The sequence below is a fragment of the Brucepastera parasyntrophica genome (assembly GCF_022376835.1).
GTDB classification, from domain to species: domain Bacteria; phylum Spirochaetota; class Spirochaetia; order Treponematales; family Treponemataceae; genus Brucepastera; species Brucepastera parasyntrophica.
The window spans coordinates 2244705-2260292 of sequence record NZ_CP084606.1 but is presented as its reverse complement, the minus strand read 5'-3'; the positions used below and the strand labels follow the sequence as shown (position 1 = coordinate 2260292).

The 15588-nt window shown below is 49.1% G+C and carries 14 protein-coding genes and 1 tRNA gene; 6 read left to right on the top strand and 9 right to left on the bottom strand.

Features of this window, described 5'->3' with window-relative positions; genetic code table 11:
* Nucleotides 1-12: 12 nt before the first annotated feature.
* Entirely contained in the window at nucleotides 13-1164 is a 1152-nt protein-coding gene (locus K7I13_RS10765) for an iron-containing alcohol dehydrogenase (protein WP_255945506.1), read from the top strand.
* A complete protein-coding gene (locus tag K7I13_RS10760; RefSeq protein ID WP_255945505.1) occupies nucleotides 1165-2049 on the top strand; it encodes a TrmH family RNA methyltransferase in 885 nt (294 codons plus the stop codon).
* Here the strand turns inward: K7I13_RS10760 and K7I13_RS10755 are convergent.
* Genes K7I13_RS10755 through K7I13_RS10745 form a run of 3 tightly spaced genes read right to left on the bottom strand, consistent with a single transcriptional unit; the run spans nucleotide 2016 to nucleotide 5920 of the window.
* On the bottom strand, nucleotides 2016-3512 hold the full coding sequence (locus K7I13_RS10755) for an HDOD domain-containing protein (RefSeq protein WP_255945504.1): 1497 nt from the start codon (nucleotides 3510-3512) through the stop codon (nucleotides 2016-2018). The genes K7I13_RS10760 and K7I13_RS10755 overlap by 34 nt on opposite strands.
* 48 nt (nucleotides 3513-3560) lie before the next feature.
* The gene (locus K7I13_RS10750) at nucleotides 3561-4562 is read right to left on the bottom strand and encodes a Lon-insertion domain-containing protein (protein WP_369413667.1); all 1002 of its coding nucleotides are present in this window, start codon (nucleotides 4560-4562) and stop codon (nucleotides 3561-3563) included.
* On the bottom strand, nucleotides 4529-5920 hold the full coding sequence (locus K7I13_RS10745; RefSeq protein ID WP_255945503.1) for an AAA family ATPase: 1392 nt from the start codon (nucleotides 5918-5920) through the stop codon (nucleotides 4529-4531). Before K7I13_RS10745 ends, K7I13_RS10750 begins: the two co-directional genes overlap by 34 nt.
* 129 nt (nucleotides 5921-6049) lie before the next feature.
* Here K7I13_RS10745 and K7I13_RS10740 point away from each other — a divergent pair, with 129 nt between their 5' ends.
* The 4 genes from K7I13_RS10740 (at nucleotide 6050) to K7I13_RS10725 (ending at nucleotide 8906) form a co-directional block, all read left to right on the top strand.
* Nucleotides 6050-7222 (top strand): hypothetical protein, encoded by a 1173-nt coding sequence (locus K7I13_RS10740; RefSeq protein ID WP_255945501.1) that lies wholly within the window; start codon nucleotides 6050-6052, stop codon nucleotides 7220-7222.
* Nucleotides 7219-7980, top strand: coding sequence for a Nif3-like dinuclear metal center hexameric protein (locus K7I13_RS10735; protein WP_255945499.1), 762 nt, complete (start codon nucleotides 7219-7221; stop codon nucleotides 7978-7980). Before K7I13_RS10740 ends, K7I13_RS10735 begins: the two co-directional genes overlap by 4 nt.
* A 61-nt stretch (nucleotides 7981-8041) precedes the next feature.
* The gene (gene lspA, locus K7I13_RS10730) at nucleotides 8042-8593 is read left to right on the top strand and encodes a signal peptidase II (protein WP_255945496.1); all 552 of its coding nucleotides are present in this window, start codon (nucleotides 8042-8044) and stop codon (nucleotides 8591-8593) included.
* A complete protein-coding gene (locus tag K7I13_RS10725) occupies nucleotides 8583-8906 on the top strand; it encodes a hypothetical protein (protein ID WP_255945494.1) in 324 nt (107 codons plus the stop codon). The genes lspA and K7I13_RS10725 overlap by 11 nt, the downstream gene beginning before the upstream one ends.
* An 87-nt stretch (nucleotides 8907-8993) precedes the next feature.
* Here K7I13_RS10725 and K7I13_RS10720 read toward each other — a convergent pair whose 3' ends face one another.
* The 6 genes from K7I13_RS10720 to nifJ form a co-directional block, all read right to left on the bottom strand.
* The gene (locus K7I13_RS10720; RefSeq protein WP_255945492.1) at nucleotides 8994-10628 is read right to left on the bottom strand and encodes a DUF8511 domain-containing protein; all 1635 of its coding nucleotides are present in this window, start codon (nucleotides 10626-10628) and stop codon (nucleotides 8994-8996) included.
* A 53-nt stretch (nucleotides 10629-10681) separates the two neighbouring features.
* Nucleotides 10682-10755: transfer RNA gene (locus K7I13_RS10715), tRNA-Ala, on the bottom strand.
* 68 nt (nucleotides 10756-10823) lie between these two features.
* The gene (locus K7I13_RS10710; RefSeq protein ID WP_255945490.1) at nucleotides 10824-11174 is read right to left on the bottom strand and encodes an aminoglycoside phosphotransferase family protein; all 351 of its coding nucleotides are present in this window, start codon (nucleotides 11172-11174) and stop codon (nucleotides 10824-10826) included.
* Nucleotides 11171-11326 carry a hypothetical protein gene (locus tag K7I13_RS10705; protein WP_255945488.1) on the bottom strand — a complete coding sequence of 52 codons (156 nt, stop codon included), beginning with the start codon at nucleotides 11324-11326 and terminating at the stop codon, nucleotides 11171-11173. Before K7I13_RS10705 ends, K7I13_RS10710 begins: the two co-directional genes overlap by 4 nt.
* 38 nt (nucleotides 11327-11364) lie before the next feature.
* Nucleotides 11365-11754, bottom strand: a complete 390-nt coding sequence (locus tag K7I13_RS10700) for a phosphotransferase family protein (protein WP_255945486.1) — start codon at nucleotides 11752-11754, stop codon at nucleotides 11365-11367.
* Nucleotides 11755-11842: 88 nt separating this feature from the next.
* Nucleotides 11843-15397 carry a pyruvate:ferredoxin (flavodoxin) oxidoreductase gene (nifJ, locus tag K7I13_RS10695; RefSeq protein ID WP_255945484.1) on the bottom strand — a complete coding sequence of 1185 codons (3555 nt, stop codon included), beginning with the start codon at nucleotides 15395-15397 and terminating at the stop codon, nucleotides 11843-11845.
* Nucleotides 15398-15588 lie beyond the last annotated feature (191 nt).

The window sequence follows — 15588 nt, the reverse complement described above, 5'->3', positions numbered from 1 at the left end:
AAAGGAGTTTCTATGGCTGATTTTATCTTCAAAATATCTCCGAATATTATCCTTGGCCCCTACACCCTGACCCGTCTCGGACAGGTCGCTGCTGAATGGGGCAGTAATTTTATGCTGATTGCGGATCCTCTTTTGAAAGAATTCGGGCTGCCTGAAAAAGCCATAACCTCGCTTGAGGAAAAAAATCTTTCGGTTTTTACATATGATGATATTCCTGCCACCCCCACTACCGAAACCCTGGAAAACGCGCTTTCCCTGGCCAGAGGGGCCCATATTCACGGCGTTATTGCCCTGGGCGGAATAAATACTACCTCGCTCGGCCGCGCGGTGGCCGCTTTATATACCGAAAAAAGCAGTACGGTCTATGAATTTCTGGCCGGAACCCAGGTAACAGGTGTCCCCCTGCCCTTTATAGCGATTCCGACAACCTTCAGGGACCCCTTTATGTTCATGGACCAAACCCCCGTCATCGATGCAAGAAACAGGCAGGTCCGGCTCATAAAAATTCACCCGGCCTCCAGCAAAGCCGTCATTATTGATCCCAATACATACATGCATATGTCTCCCCATACCGCCATGTCCATACTCTTTCACGGATTATCACTGGCAATTGAGGGATATATTTCGACAAAATCAAACTTTTTTTCTGAAACTATCTTAACAAAGGCAATCGAACTGCTTTTGCTCACCCTTGATCCGGACCAGAGCAAGCTGGTGGGAACACCGGCGGAGATACTGACAGCCCAGGGCGGTTTTATGGCCTCCATAGGCGTGGGAGTAAGCTCCCCGGGACTTATTACCGCGGTTGCCCTTGCCTGTAATGCCAGAAACAAAATTTCAATGGCCCTGGTCAGTTCGGTCCTCCTGCCCTATATGCTGGAAGACGCGATGCGCGCAAAGGTCGATAAAATCGCCAATATCGCGAAAATGCTGGGGATTCCTGATTCGGGACTTGCGGCAAGCGATATGGCCCAGGCCGCTGTTGAAGATATCCGCCGCAGACTGGCGCTGAGCGGACTCCCGACCAGACTCAAGGACCTCGGACTGTCGATAGACCACCTCGCATCCATTGTGGAAGATGCCATCGCCCTTGATATTATGAACTATATTCCCCGGGCAATGTCCACCGACGATCTCTTTGATCTCATCAAGCAGGCCTATTAGGTGTTTCCGCTCCGCAAATTTACAGAACTGTCTCCCGGACAAAGAAGACGCAAACTTGCCCTTCTGTTGGCGGCTATTGAGAAAGAACTGGCGGAGGCGCGGGATACGGAAAATCCGCAGGCGGATTCACCATATCCGCCGGAATATATACAGGGAATAGCCGCCCTTGTTATTGAGGACCCGAAAATTGATCCCGCGGCGGCCGCCAGCCTGGAAACGCTTCTGCTTTCCGGCTCCGGACGGGCCGGTATGGCGGAGATGAGCGGCGGGGACCGGCTTCTGAAGCTGTGCAACACAGCCCGCCACGCCCTTCTGGCTGCAATCGGCACCTTTCCAGCGGAATGGGATCTGATCCACCCGGAACGGGAAAAATCCGGTCCGGTATCCGGCAGAACGGAAAACGCCGCCGGAACAATACGCCCCTGTTTTTCCGGGATTCAGGTATATGCGGAAGATATACGTTCACCGTTTAATCTTGGGTCAATATTCAGGACAGCCGAAGCTTTCGGCGCCGAAAAACTGTTCCTGTCGCCCCTCTGTGTTTCTCCCGATCATCCCAGAGCAATGCGTTCCGCAATGGGAAGCGTCGGATATCTTCCCTGGGAACGGCTTTCACTCGGAGCTCTGCCCCGGGATATACCAGTTTTTGCTCTGGAAACGGGAGGAACCTCTCTCAGTGAATTCAAATTTCCGGAAAAAGGAATAGTGATAATAGGATCTGAAGAACTGGGCGTAAGCCCGGAAGGACTGGAACGCGCTGAATACGGACGCGTTTCAATCCCCATGACAGGCATAAAAGCGTCCCTTAATGTGGGAGTAGCCTTCGGAATACTTATGGAAAGGTGGATATCCTATACAGCCTGTTCCGCTGAAAACCCTTCCTGAAGCATCTGGCAGAGATTATCCAGTTCGGTTTCGGAATCAATGGAAAATACATCCATAAGATTCTGGTCAATCTGATAATAATCGATTGCGCCTTCCTCGTAATGCGTCAGCAGGTTTGCGAGAGCGACCGTGGCGGTAAGTTCGGCAAATTCCGGCGGGGCCTTTTCCGGCGCATGATGATAGCGTATTGAATTTACCAGGGACTCGGAAAAATTCCAGCGTTCGGCAAGAACCGCCCCGATCTCGGGATGATATATGCCCGAAACGAGCGACTGAAAAGCCTTGTCAGGCATATTCCGTTCCTTTTTCAGGTTTTCAATTTTTTCCTGCACATCGGGATGTATAAGGCTGAAAACAATTTTTCCCAAATCATGCATAAGCCCGCAGACATAGGCGTCTTCGGTAACATTTCTTTTCCGCAGCCGGGAACGCGCCAGATTATAGGCAAAATAGGCGGTCTGGTAGGAATGTTCCCACAGCTTTTTCTGCTCGTCGGTGGAATTTCCGAGAAGGTTCATGGTTCCGACTGAATAGAGAAGGTTCCTTATTCCCCTGAGACCGACCAGCTTGACCGCGTCGGCAATATTCGTGCATTTTTTTGTCAGGGAAAAAGCCGCCGAATTGACCAGTTTTAAAAGGTCGGCCGAAAGGGCAACATCATTGCTGATGCGGGCGGCGATCGAATTTATTGTCGACTCCGGATCATTAAGGAGTTTCTGTATTTCCGCGATATTCTCGGGAAACTGGGGCAGATTATCAATATATTTGAGAACATCGTTCGAAAGAACTGTAATAAGTTCTCTTGTTTTGAAATCAACCGGAACGGTAATTCTGGTGACTGTCTCTCCCTTTTCGGTCAAAACTTCAAAGCTGTCACCGTCAAGCCCGGCTTTTTTCAGCATGAGAATCATTATAACCAGGCCGAGTCCGGCGCCTTCGGTATCATCCATCATGGAGACAAGGGCGTCTTCAAGGGAAGAAAATTCTTTTGAACGGGCAATTTTATCCGAAACCCTCATATATTCCGTTCTGGTCATTTCGGAATTATTCCGTATTTCAACGGTTATATTGTCATTTTTTGCCAGAAGAATAATCTTGATATACAGGCCCTTTTCCTTTTGCAGTTTCAGGTAATGGTCGATATTATCAAGCGTATCTTTTTTAAAACTCATCATACCAAGCTCATAATCCTTCGGATTATTGATGTCGAGTCCGCTTTCCATAAAATAGACCCGCTTGGTGTTGGCTTTTTTCGCGTTTGTCCCCAGTTCGTTAATGCAGTATATGAGATAATCCTTTAAATCCTCCTGGTTTAATTCTTCCAGAAAGCAGGAAAGCACCTCATCTATATAAACTTCTATCTCGCGGGGGAAGGTATACGTAGTAATTGAAAGAGGCACACCAATCTGTGCCGCTTTTTTTATTTTTTCAGCCTCTGCCGGGGAAAGGTTATTATGTTCCATGTTAACTAATATAATCCAGTTCAGGCAAATTTCCAAGCTTAAAATTTGCTATTTATAAAGATTTTTCATAAGTTTTACATACTCAGTCAAATTTCCGGATATTTTCTCCGCCAGTTCCTCCGGCTCCATTTCTGAAAGAATATGGAGGCCTTCTTCAAAGGTATCGATGGCCCATATATGGAAAATCCCCTCCTCTATGGCCTTCTGGACCCGTTCGGGAAGCAGAATGTTATTTAAATTCCGGCGGGGAATAATGACTCCCTGGGTCCCTGTCAGCCCGAGAATGGTACAGGTATCAAAAAAGCCGCTGATTTTTTCCGGGATTCCGCCTACGGGCTGGACGTCCCCGATCTGGTTCAGACTCCCGGTAACGGCAATATCCTGCCGGAGCGGGATTTCCGCTATGGCCGAAAGCAGGGCAAAGAACTCGGCGCAGGAAGCGGAGTCGCCGTCTACAAAGGAATAGGACTGTTCGAAACAGATACTGGCGTGAAGCGCGAGCGGGATTCCCCGCGCATATTTTCTCTGGAGCAGACCCTGAATAATCAGAATGGCCTTATCATAAATTTCGCCGGAAAGCCCGGATTCCCTTTCAATATTGATAATCCCGTCAGTTCCTGGGGAAGCCTGTGCCGTGACCGAAACAGGAATACCGAACATGTAATAGCCGCGGTCCTGTATCGCGAGTCCGTTGACCTTTCCTGTCTTTTTTCCGGTTACATCCAGGACAGTTTCCCTTTGCTGAATCATCTGGGCGCATTTTTCTTCGGGAAGTTTTTGCAGATACCGTCTGTGTTCAATTGCCTGAGAGACAATATCCGCCGTTATGGCGGAGGCATTCTGCTTTCTTGCCTGATAGTCGGCTTCACTGATTATGTCGGAGATCAGTGTAAAACGGGTCGTATACATTGTGCGGTTTTCCGAAATATATACCGCCTGGGTGAGAATCCGGCTCAATCCGGAGTCGTCAATGGGGAGGGTCGGCTGTTTTTTGCTGAAATTTTCAATAAAAGCGATCAGCTGTGACGTATTTTCATCCGTAACAGGCATTTCGGAGTCAAATTCCGCGCTGACTTTAAACAGTTTCGAGAAATCGGGATCTTCCTGGTACAGAAAATCATATGCGTTCCCTCCCCAATGATAATTACCTTGAGTTTTGCGGGGAGAGCCTCCGGTTTCAGCAGGCTGGGGGTCTGGTTCCCGGAAGGAGGAGTCTGTATTTCGATTTTTCCCGACTGAAGTACCCGTTTGAGATAGGGCCAGGCACCGTCTTCCATAAGCAGATCCTGGAGCCTCAGCACCAGAAAGCCGCCGAACGCCCGGTGTACCGCGCCGGCTCTGAGACGGAGGTGGCCGTTTACCGCCGCAGTTCTGCTCCCGTCGGTGACTTCAATGCTGCCGAAGAGGTTTGCGAAAGTCGGGACTTCTTCCTGAATAATATAATTTTTCTCCGGGGTGTGTTCGCTGAAAAGGTTAACTTCATATCTTTCAAAAAAAGTCCTTTTTTGCGCGGCCGACCGGAAAGGTTCCGCGTATATATGGAGGCGGGAAAGCAGGTCGTCTTTTATTTCTGCGAGATATGTGAGAACGGCCCTGTTTCCCGGTTCCTTGCTGTAAAAACTTTTGAGGAAGGCCAGTTCGTTTTCAATAATCGGGGAGGCTGATTTTGTTTTCAGTCCCCGGATTTCCTTGTCAACAGAGCGGCGTTTTTCCCGGAGCATGCTGAAAAGTTCAGCCATCTGGTCCATGCACCGGTAATAGGTTTCCCGGAGCTGGGTAAGCTTTTCATCGGAAAATTTTCCCTGCGCCGCTTTTATTTGCAGTTCATCAAAACTGACCGGCTTTCTTTTAAAGACCGGGACCAAATCCATGGAGCGGGATTTATCATCCCGTATCTGGACCAGCTTGAAACCTTCCGCTATCATCCGACGCTCGAAATCAGCCAGAATCTGGTTTTCTTCAGTATCAATTGCCGCCGCTATTTTCTTTTTTTCGGCCAGGAAGGCTTCGGATTTAAATGTCTGCCTTGTCTGCCTTCTGATTGAGTCTATTGCCGTATGCAGCTTTTTCTTAAAATCGGCTCCGCAGCCGGCAGGAAAAAACAGGGCCTTGGGTTCCAGCGGGCGGGAAAAATTATAAGCATAGGCGATATCTTGTAGCTCGTCCCAATTTGCTTTATAGTCAGCAAGTAAGGTTGTAAGAACGGTCCGCCTTCCGGTACCGGAAGCCCCGGAAATAAAGATGTTATATCCGCTGGCGTTAATCCCCAGGCCAAGCTCGAGCGCGTCAATAGCCCTGTCCTGGCCGATAATGGGTTCCTTGGCCCCGTTGAGACGAAGATGCCGGACAGTTTCTTCCGGTATTGAAAAGGCTATCTGCTCCGGTATCAGTTCTTCAATTATTTTCATGTTTTAGCTCCCGGGTCTGGATTACTGAGTTTGGAGTTATGGAATTCCGGGAAAACAGGCAGCCAGCTTTCTTCCGCGGGAATTTTTGAATCCTGCGTAATTATAACCTAAAATGCTGAGTGAGGCACTATGTCTGATCTTTTTATTGGTGAAATATTGGGACTCCTGCTGTTTATACCGGTTTTATTCCGGCCATTTTCACGTCATTTACAGGCGGTTAATGCTATTCCCGTTCTTCCTCTCTTTTCGTTTATTATTTATCTGCTGATTGCGGCGGGATCAGGGATGACCTTATCCTTTTTGCCGGTATTCCTTTTTTCGCTTTTTATGCTGCTTTCGGGGTTTCCCAGGCTGATCAGGTTTTTCAGAAAGCTTCCAACGGACTGGTATTCCCTGGGCGCACAGATCCGCACGGGTTTTGTGCTGCCGTTTTTTGCATGCGCCGTTTTCTGCGTGTTTTATTTTGCGCCCGAAGCCGGGTACATGCCTTCCGCGCCGGTCCGGCGTTCCGTTATCAGCGAAAGGGCCGGACCCGGCGTTACCGGACGTTATGTGCTGTGGGAAAGAGACGAAGATGGAAACGAAGAGCTCCCGGAAGCCGGTACCGCGGATTCGGACAGAATTCCGGAAGAAGGTCCGCAGGGAGTTATTATTTTTTTCAGCGATACAGCTTCTTCCGCTGAGGGGCGCAGCACCATGTCGCTTGCCCTGGCTGAAAAGGGGTTTACGGTTCTGTCCGCTGATTTCAGCGGATTGCAGGATTACCGGAGCGTTGTTCTCTCGCTGGCGGACATACGCCGTTTTGCCGCGCTTACCGGACGTATTTTTTTCAACAAGCTGCCTTTTACAAATGATGAAGAAATATTTAATGCGCAATATGCCGCTATCCGCCGTATGATCCAGTTTGCAAAAAAAAATTACGGCGAAACCGTTCCGCTTTTTGCCATAGCGGAGGGAAGCGCCTGTATTCCCCTTATGCAGCACATATATGATGATCCGGGAATTTTTACCGGGTCGGTCTGCCTTATGGGTGCCGAAAACGAAAAAGAATTGCCTGAAGTCCCCGGAGGCAGTGTGCATATCACCGGCGAAACAGGTATGATGCCTGTTGCCGCGGCCGGATATCCTGTTATGATATTGACGGCGGAAAAAGAAAGCCTGTTCGGATACGGGGAAATACGGTGCGATGATGTTCTGGCAGCCTTTTTCGCCGGAAGCGGACGGGATACGGACCGGAAAAGCGCACTCCTGACAGGAAGAAGAATTATATCATGGATAACAATGAGGAGAGACCAGGTATGACATCAGCTGAGCTGGAAAAATGGTTTAACAATCTTTTAAACCCCGGACACTTTGCCGCGGCGGATCCTTCAAAAAACGGCCTGCAGGTTGATAACAGCGGGAAAGATATAAACAGGGTGGCCTTTGCTGTCGATGCCTGTTTCGAAACAATGGAAAGGGCTGAACAGGCCGGGGCAGGCATGCTTTTTGTGCATCACGGCCTGTTCTGGCGGGATCCGCTTTGTATTACCGGTTCCCATTATAAACGGATAAAAAAACTGCTTGACGCTGATATGGCGCTTTATGCCAGTCACCTGCCCCTGGACGCCCATCCCGAATGCGGGAATAACAGCGGACTGGTCCGCCGGCTGGGGCTGGAAAATATAGAGCTTTTCGGCGAATACCACGGCATGCTTATAGGTTTCAGGGGAACGCTTCCCGGCCCGGCAAAACTCGGGGAAATTACGTCGCGCCTGTTTGTAAACGGACAAAAACCCCTGCATGTTCTGCCGTTCGGCCCTGAAACAGTCCGAACGGCCGGAATAATTTCGGGAGGAGCCGGAGAAGATGTCGTCCAGGCCATTGAGGAAGGACTTGATCTGTTTATTACCGGCGAAATAAGTCATGAAATATATCATACAGCCCTTGAAAACAGAATTAATGTAATTGCCGGCGGGCATTATCAGACGGAAACGGTAGGGCCAGGACTGGTTGCGGAGCGCCTCGGGCAGGAAACGGGTATCGATACGCTGTTTATTGACGTTCCGACCGGTTTGTGACACAGTAAATGATCACGGAAACTATGGCTTCGAATTCCGGCATATACAGAAAGGATTTTTTATGGAAAAGAAACTTAAAGAGCGGCTTTTGCCTTTTATTCTCACCGCAGGAATTATCCTGCTTGATCAGCTGACAAAATGGATCGTAACGGTAACCATTCCGAAATGGTCTGTGGGCCCTTCTTTTTTCGGGGACTTTCTCCGTATAATTCATGTATACAATCCCGGCATTGCATTCAGTATTGGCGGAGGGCTTTCAGCGACCGTCCGCAGTTTTCTTTTCGGTTTAATGCCCCTTCTCGTAATTGCCGTCATGTTTGTGATTTATTTCCGCAGCAATGATCTCACAAAATTACAGCGATGGAGTATCGCGGGAATTATCGGCGGAGGTCTTGGAAATCTTATCGATCGTTTTTTCAGACCGGAAGGGGTTGTTGATTTTATTGATGTTAAATTTTACGGCCTTTTCGGCCTTGAACGCTGGCCGACCTTTAACGTTGCCGACGCCAGTGTTGTTGTATGCGGAATACTGCTTCTTGCCTCTCTGATTTTTACGATAAAGAAGGCAAAAGAAACGGCTCCCGAAGAAAAGGAAGGTACGGATGAAAAATAAAAAGATTAATACCGTATTATTTATTGTTGCGGGGACCCTGGTCAATCTTTTATTTACCTTTGCCTATATTGCTCTGATCCTTTTTATACTATCGCTGCTGGCTCCCCAGCTTGGCCCGAAAATCACAACCTTTGTACCTATTGGCGTCCTTGCAGGAGTGTTTCTCGGAATGATCACATATCAGAAATTCATCAAGTGGGTTATTCCAAAATTCAGTTTGCAGGACAAGATGGAACCCGTTTTTTCCGCTCCGAAAAAGGCTGAAAAAACAGAGAACAGGGACATTTTCGAAAATAATACAGAGGAAAAATAAAACACCCCGTCCTTCAGGGCGGGGTTGTTGGTTCTGCAAGGTATGGATTGCAGCGGGTTTAACACTCTTGCTGTGGAATAAAGCGGATCAGTAACCGTCCGACATTTCCCGGTTTGCGTCGCGCTGGCACAGTTCCTGGTAAACCAGGGCCCTGGTCTTCAGTTTTGCTTTCAGTTCCGGGGGATAAGGCATATACCGCCAGAATACCGCTCGGACTTCCTTATCAAGCTTCTGGGTGCCTTCGCTCTCCTTCAGTATCCAGGTCAGATAATCATTTATAAAGTATTCTTTTACGTCGCCCTTCAGTTTCTGGGCCTGGAACCACTGATAATAATATCCGGTCAGGCCTTCTTCCATCCAGTAATACGACGCCTTTTCTTTGGCCACCTGCCAGCGGAGATCTGCGACAGCGGTCAGGACCGCTAGCGTCAGATTCTTTGCGTACATCGGGACCGCGATCCGGCCCCGGCTGGTTATCCTATTATATCGGTCAAAGGGTTCCCAGCAAAATCCGGTGTCTCCGTATGACGGAATGAGGATAACAAAGGGAGGAATACGGTTCATCTGGGATTTATATTGGCGGCAATATGCTCCGGGATCGATGGATTCAATCCAGCGCAATGCTTCAATAACATTTTCACGGCTCCCGATCTCGCGCGCCGATGAATGAAAGTATTCCCTGGAGAGAATCGGGAAATGGTTTCCCTGGCGGCCGCAGGTCATTTTTGCCATCTGCCGGATAGTATCAAACTCCGCGGCAATACCGCTTGCGTTTGTAACGCCTCCGCCGGAAGAATCGACCTTTCCCTGAAGGGAATTGACATCGCCGTCGGACACATTATAATCGGCAAGGTACTTTTGCAGTTCCTTGTCAATCGACATCAGTTTTTTCAGGGACTCGCCCATTTCAACCATCATACGTTTTTGCATATCCGTATATGGCATGAGAATATCACTGGCAAGGCCGGCAACCGATTCATGGGTAAAGATACTGTCAAATTTGTTTTTTATGTCATTCTCGGCCCTGGTCCGTTCGCCCGATTTCGCCCGGAGCAGATTTTCGGCGCTCTGGAGCCTGCCCTGGGCCTTTCCCAGCAGCTGCTGGAAACGCGCGGAATCGTCCTTCCGACTGGCTTTTGCCTCATCGGTACTTGACGGATTTATTTTCCCGCGCCCGATTTCGGCAACCCACTCGTCAATATAATATACCGCCTCATTGGTCTGATTCGTTTCAATCAGCCGGGCGAAAAGGTTTTTCTGTTCCGCGGTTAAAAGAGACGGCGTAACAAGTCCGTAGCGGAGCGACATTTTTTTCAAATGATCCGCTTTGGGACTTCCGACTTTGATTGCCAGCCCTGACGCAAATTCCCAATATGCGGAAACCAGCTGAAGGCGGAAAATGCTCTTGTCTTTAGGATCTTTGGTCCCAAGGTATTTTGACAGAAGGCCATGCAGCCGGTGAGCGCCGGTGCTTTCGCCGTGAAGGACTTTTTTATAAAAATCAGGATCATCAAAAACAGGATCGGGATTGTCTTCGAGAAATTTTTCTATTTTAGTGTAAGACGTAATGTTCAGGTTAACACCGGAATCATTTTCGTCATTACCCTTCAAATCAGACGCAGAGGAAAACAGCGCTTCTTTATTAATTTTCTTTTGCGGAACAAACTCTGTGGTATTATCAAGAAGAGCGGCAAGTTCCGGATCAAGGCCTAAATCATCCATAATATCCAAGGTTCTTCTCTATAGCATGGGTTATGAGTGAGTCACAAAACTCGTGGAGATGAGGGGAATTGAACCCCTGACCTTTTGAATGCCATTCAAACGCTCTAGCCAACTGAGCTACACCCCCAAAAGACGTAAAGAAAGTATACCAGCATACCGTCGGGAACGTCAACATCTAGTTTTGATAAATTAACATTATGACAGGATTTTCAGGCCGGTACGTTTTTCTATTTCCGCAGCTTCCGTTTCGATCGCTGAACGGAAAAACAGTTCCTTTTCTTCAGACCGTGCTCCGTTTTTTTTCTTTTCATCCATGGAAGCGGTCACATTGGCAATCCAGCGGGACGCGGCAAGAATTTTAAAGTAATCGAAATTATCTCCGGCCGGAGGATATTCCGCGGCATAGGCCCTGAAAAAATCCGCGGCAAAATCACGTTCGCCGCTCCGGGCCATTAAAGAACAGGTCCAGGCCACATCGAAACGGAGGTCTCCGATACCCCATATCCAGTCTATAACGAATAATTTTCCCTGCCGGTCAACAATCACATTCCAGGGATGGTAATCCCGGTGAAGAATGGAACATCTGCCGGGAAGGACCTTTTTTTATTTTCCCCGAGCCACTCAAGCACAGGGCCCAGACTGAGTGTTTCACTGTTTTCCCTGCGGGCAATTTCGGCTATTTCATTCCGGATAAACATATCCGTTGAAATACTTTCCGCATCTGCCGTATCAGGATTCAATTGATGAAGGCGGAAAAAATATCAGCGAAGGATTCCATTAACCGGGAACGGTTTTCTCTGTCACTGTTCTGATACGCGTCTATGAAAAGTTGACCCTCGATCCTTTCCATAAGAATATAGGGATACTCATCTCCAAAACTGCCCGAAACCGGTTCGGGTACCGGAAAACCGGCCCGGTGCAGAAAGCTCAAGCCCTCCCATTCATGCCGCAGATGCGCGGCCATATTACTGCCGGGGCCGTAGCTTTTATAAATATACCGGACCGGATTATCCTCAACAGTTATTGAAGCGGCCTCGCCCGCAAGGCCTGATTTGAGAAACTCAATGCCGGTTATTTTTCCCTGAAGTATTTTTTCCAGTTTCCCTGCAAGTTTTTTTGAATCCATTTAGTGATCCTTTCAAAAAAAGCTGCCCCGTGTATTCCACAGAGCAGCTTTTTCAGTATCCGGAACCGTTATGTACGGTCAGAAGGGATTAAAAATCACGCTTTGAGAGATATTCATATTCCTTCCACTGGCGTTTTGCCTTGACGACGGCCTTATCCAGCAGCATCTGCGCGCGTTCGGGATCGGCAGTTTTGAGTGTCTTAAAGCGGACTTCCTTGTACATAAAGTCAGCCAGGTTATAATCCGGTTCCTTGCTGTCGAGCTGGAAGGGATTTTTCCCCTGTTCAACAAGCCGCGGATCATAGCGGTACAGGGGCCAGAGTCCGCAGGTAACCGCTTCCTTCTGATTGGTCATGCCTTTTTCCATGTTGATACCGTGGTTGATGCAGTGGCTGTAGGCAATAATGATTGAAGGACCGTCATAGGATTCCGCCTCGCGGAAGGCCTTGATGACCTGATTCATATTCGCGCCGAGCGCAATGCGGGCAACATAGACATAACCGTAGCTCATAGCTATCATTCCCAGGTCTTTTTTGCTGGTAGACTTGCCGGAAGCCGCGAATTTGGCTACAGCGCCGATTGGTGTTGCTTTTGACATCTGTCCGCCGGTATTGGAATACACTTCAGTATCGAGAACAAGAACATTAATGTTCTTGCCGGAGGCGAGAACATGGTCAAGTCCGCCGAAACCGATATCGTATGCCCAGCCGTCTCCTCCGATAACCCAGACAGAACGTTTAATCAGGTAATCAGTCAGCGAGTCCAGTTCTTTGGCAGCCTCTTCGGATGATCCGGAGAGTTCCCTTTTAAGTTCGGTGATATAACCGCGCTGGGCTTCAATTGAAGCGTCATCTTCCATTGTATTTGCCAGGATCTTATCGACAACGCCGGCGGCGATTCCCTTGCCTTTTACTGTTTCCGCAACTTCGCGGGCATAGACCGCAAGCTTATCGCTTGTGAGGCGCATTCCGAAGCCGAATTCCGCGGCGTCTTCAAAGAGGGAATTTGACCATACCGGACCTTTGCCGGCGGCATTTTTTGCGTAGGGAGTTGAAGGAAGGTTTCCCCCGTAAATCGAAGAACATCCGGTCGCGTTCGCGATAACCGCCCGGTCGCCATAGAGCTGGGACAGGAGTTTGATATAGGGTGTTTCTCCGCAGCCCGCGCAGGCACCCGAGAATTCAAAGAGCGGCCGCTTCATTGAAAGGCCTTTGGGCGTACCGAGATTCAGGGTAGCGGGATCGGCATCGGGAAGGGAAATAAAGAATTCCCAGTTTGCGGATTCCTGGGCGCGGTATTCCGGAGTCAGCGGGGTAAAGTTAATTGCCTTTTTTCCGTCCTCTGAAGGTTTAACCGGGCAGCTCTGTATGCACAGACCGCAGCCGGTACAGTCTTCAACCGAAATCTGCAGGGATATTTTCTTCCCGGCTTCCGGTTTTGGTTTGAGGTCCACGGCCTTGAATGACGCCGGGGCTTTCGCCGCGTCGGCCTCGCTCACGGGTTTCATGCGGAGAACCGCGTGGGGACAAACCATAGTACACTGGCCGCACTGGATACACATATCGGGGTTCCATTCCGGTACTTTTTCGGCAATGGCCCGTTTTTCATACTGGGTTGTCGCCGTCGGGAAGGTCCCGTCCGCGGGAATTTCGCTTACCTTAACCTTGTTTCCCTCATCAATGGCCATAACACCCAGAACATTCTTTATGAAGGGGTCGGAAGAAGTAGCCATCGCGGGCTTCATGTGAATACTGCCGGAAACCGTTTTCGGATAGTCGACCTTTTCAACGCCGGCCAGGGCCATATCGATTGTGTCGATATTTTTCTGGACAATATCGGCCCCTTTCTTTCCGTAGGATTTTTCAATGAACTTCTTGATCAGTTCGACTGCCGTATCTTCGGGAAGGATTCCTGAAATCTTGAAAAAGGCGGTCTGCATGACAACATTTATGCGTCCGCCCATGCCGGCTTTTTCAGCAATTGAGAAAGCGTCGATAACATAGAATTTCAGTTCCTTGTCGATAATATGCTTCTGCACTTCAACGGGGAGGTGTTCCCATACTTCATCCTTACCGTACGGGCTGGTCAGAAGGAAGGTTGCGCCTTTTTTCGCGTTTGCGAGCAGGTCATAGGTTTCGAGGAAGGTAAACTTATGGCAGGCGATAAAATCAGCCTGACTGATAAGATAGGGCTTGCGGATGGCCTTTTTCCCGAACCGCAGATGGGACGTGGTGATTGATCCCGATTTCTTTGAGTCATATACAAAATAGGCCTGGGCGTTGAGGTCTGTCGCTTCACCGATAATTTTTATCGAGTTCTTGTTCGCGCCGACCGTACCGTCCGCGCCAAGTCCGTAGAACATGGCGTCAGTCATGCCTTCCTCAATCAGATGGAAGTTTTTATCATATGACAGGCTGAGTCCGAGTATGTCATCCTCAATACCAACCGTAAAATGATTGCGTTTATCGCCTGAAAGATTGTCAAGGACGGCCTTAACCATGGCCGGCGTAAATTCCTTTGAACCGAGACCGTAACGGCCGCCGAGTACAACCGGGTAATCCTTGAAGGGGACCTTGCCTGCGGCCTGCATTTCACCGATTGCGGTCCTGACATCCTCATAAAGGGGCTCGCCGAGGGCGCCGGGTTCTTTTGTCCGGTCAAGCACAGCGATAGCCTTGACGGACGCGGGAAGCGCTTTTACAAAGGCCTCGGCGCTGAAGGGGCGGTACAGCCGGACTTTGAGCACGCCGACTTTTTCACCCTTGCTTACCAGATATTCAACCGTTTCTTCGGCGGTTTCCGCGCCTGAACCCATGATGATAATAACTTTTTCCGCGTCGGGTGCGCCGAAATAATCAAACAGATGATACTGGCGTCCGGTCAGCTTGGCAAATTTATCCATTTCTTCCTGAACAATGGCGGGAGTATCGTCATAGTATTTATTTACCGCTTCCCTGCTCTGGAAATAGACGTCAGGATTCTGGGCGGTTCCCCTGATTGAAGGGTTTTCAGGAGTCAGGCCCCGCGCACGGTGGGCGCGGACCAGCTCGCTGTCTATCATTTTCTGCATTACTTCATAGGACACTTCTTCGATTTTCTGGACTTCATGGGAGGTACGGAACCCATCGAAGAAATGGAGGAAGGGAACGCGTGAGCGGAGCGTGGCGGCATGGGAAATAACAGCCATGTCCATAACTTCCTGGACGCTGTTTGATGAGGTCATTGCCCAGCCTGTCTGGCGGCAGGCCATAACGTCCTGGTGGTCGCCGAAAATTGACAGGGCGCTGGTTGCGACCGCGCGGGCAGCTACATGGAATACCGTACTGGTCAGCTCGCCGGCAATCTTATACATATTCGGGATCATGAGAAGCAAACCCTGTGAAGCGGTAAACGTGGTAGAAAGAGCGCCGGTGGTAAGCGCGCCGTGAACAGCGCCCGCAGCGCCGCCTTCAGACTGCAGTTCCACAACATCGGGAACCGTACCCCAGATGTTCTTTTTGCCCTTGGCCGAATATTCATCGGCAACTTCACCCATGGGACTGGATGGCGTAATCGGATAAATAGCGATTACCTCACTGAGTGCGTGAGCCACATGACCAGCAGCCGTGTTTCCGTCGATCATTACAAGATTTTTCTCAGACATATTCCCGTCCTTATAAAAATGAATTGAAGAGAAAAGATTAAATCGGTAAAAACATACCTATATTTTATCTACCATATAAAATACCCCGCTTAGCATATTTTTGCAAGTGGAAGTGTCTGTTTGGGATTTCTTCGAGGGCCAAATACCTGTTTTTTTACATTCACCGCTTAATTTTGCATATAAGATACCGA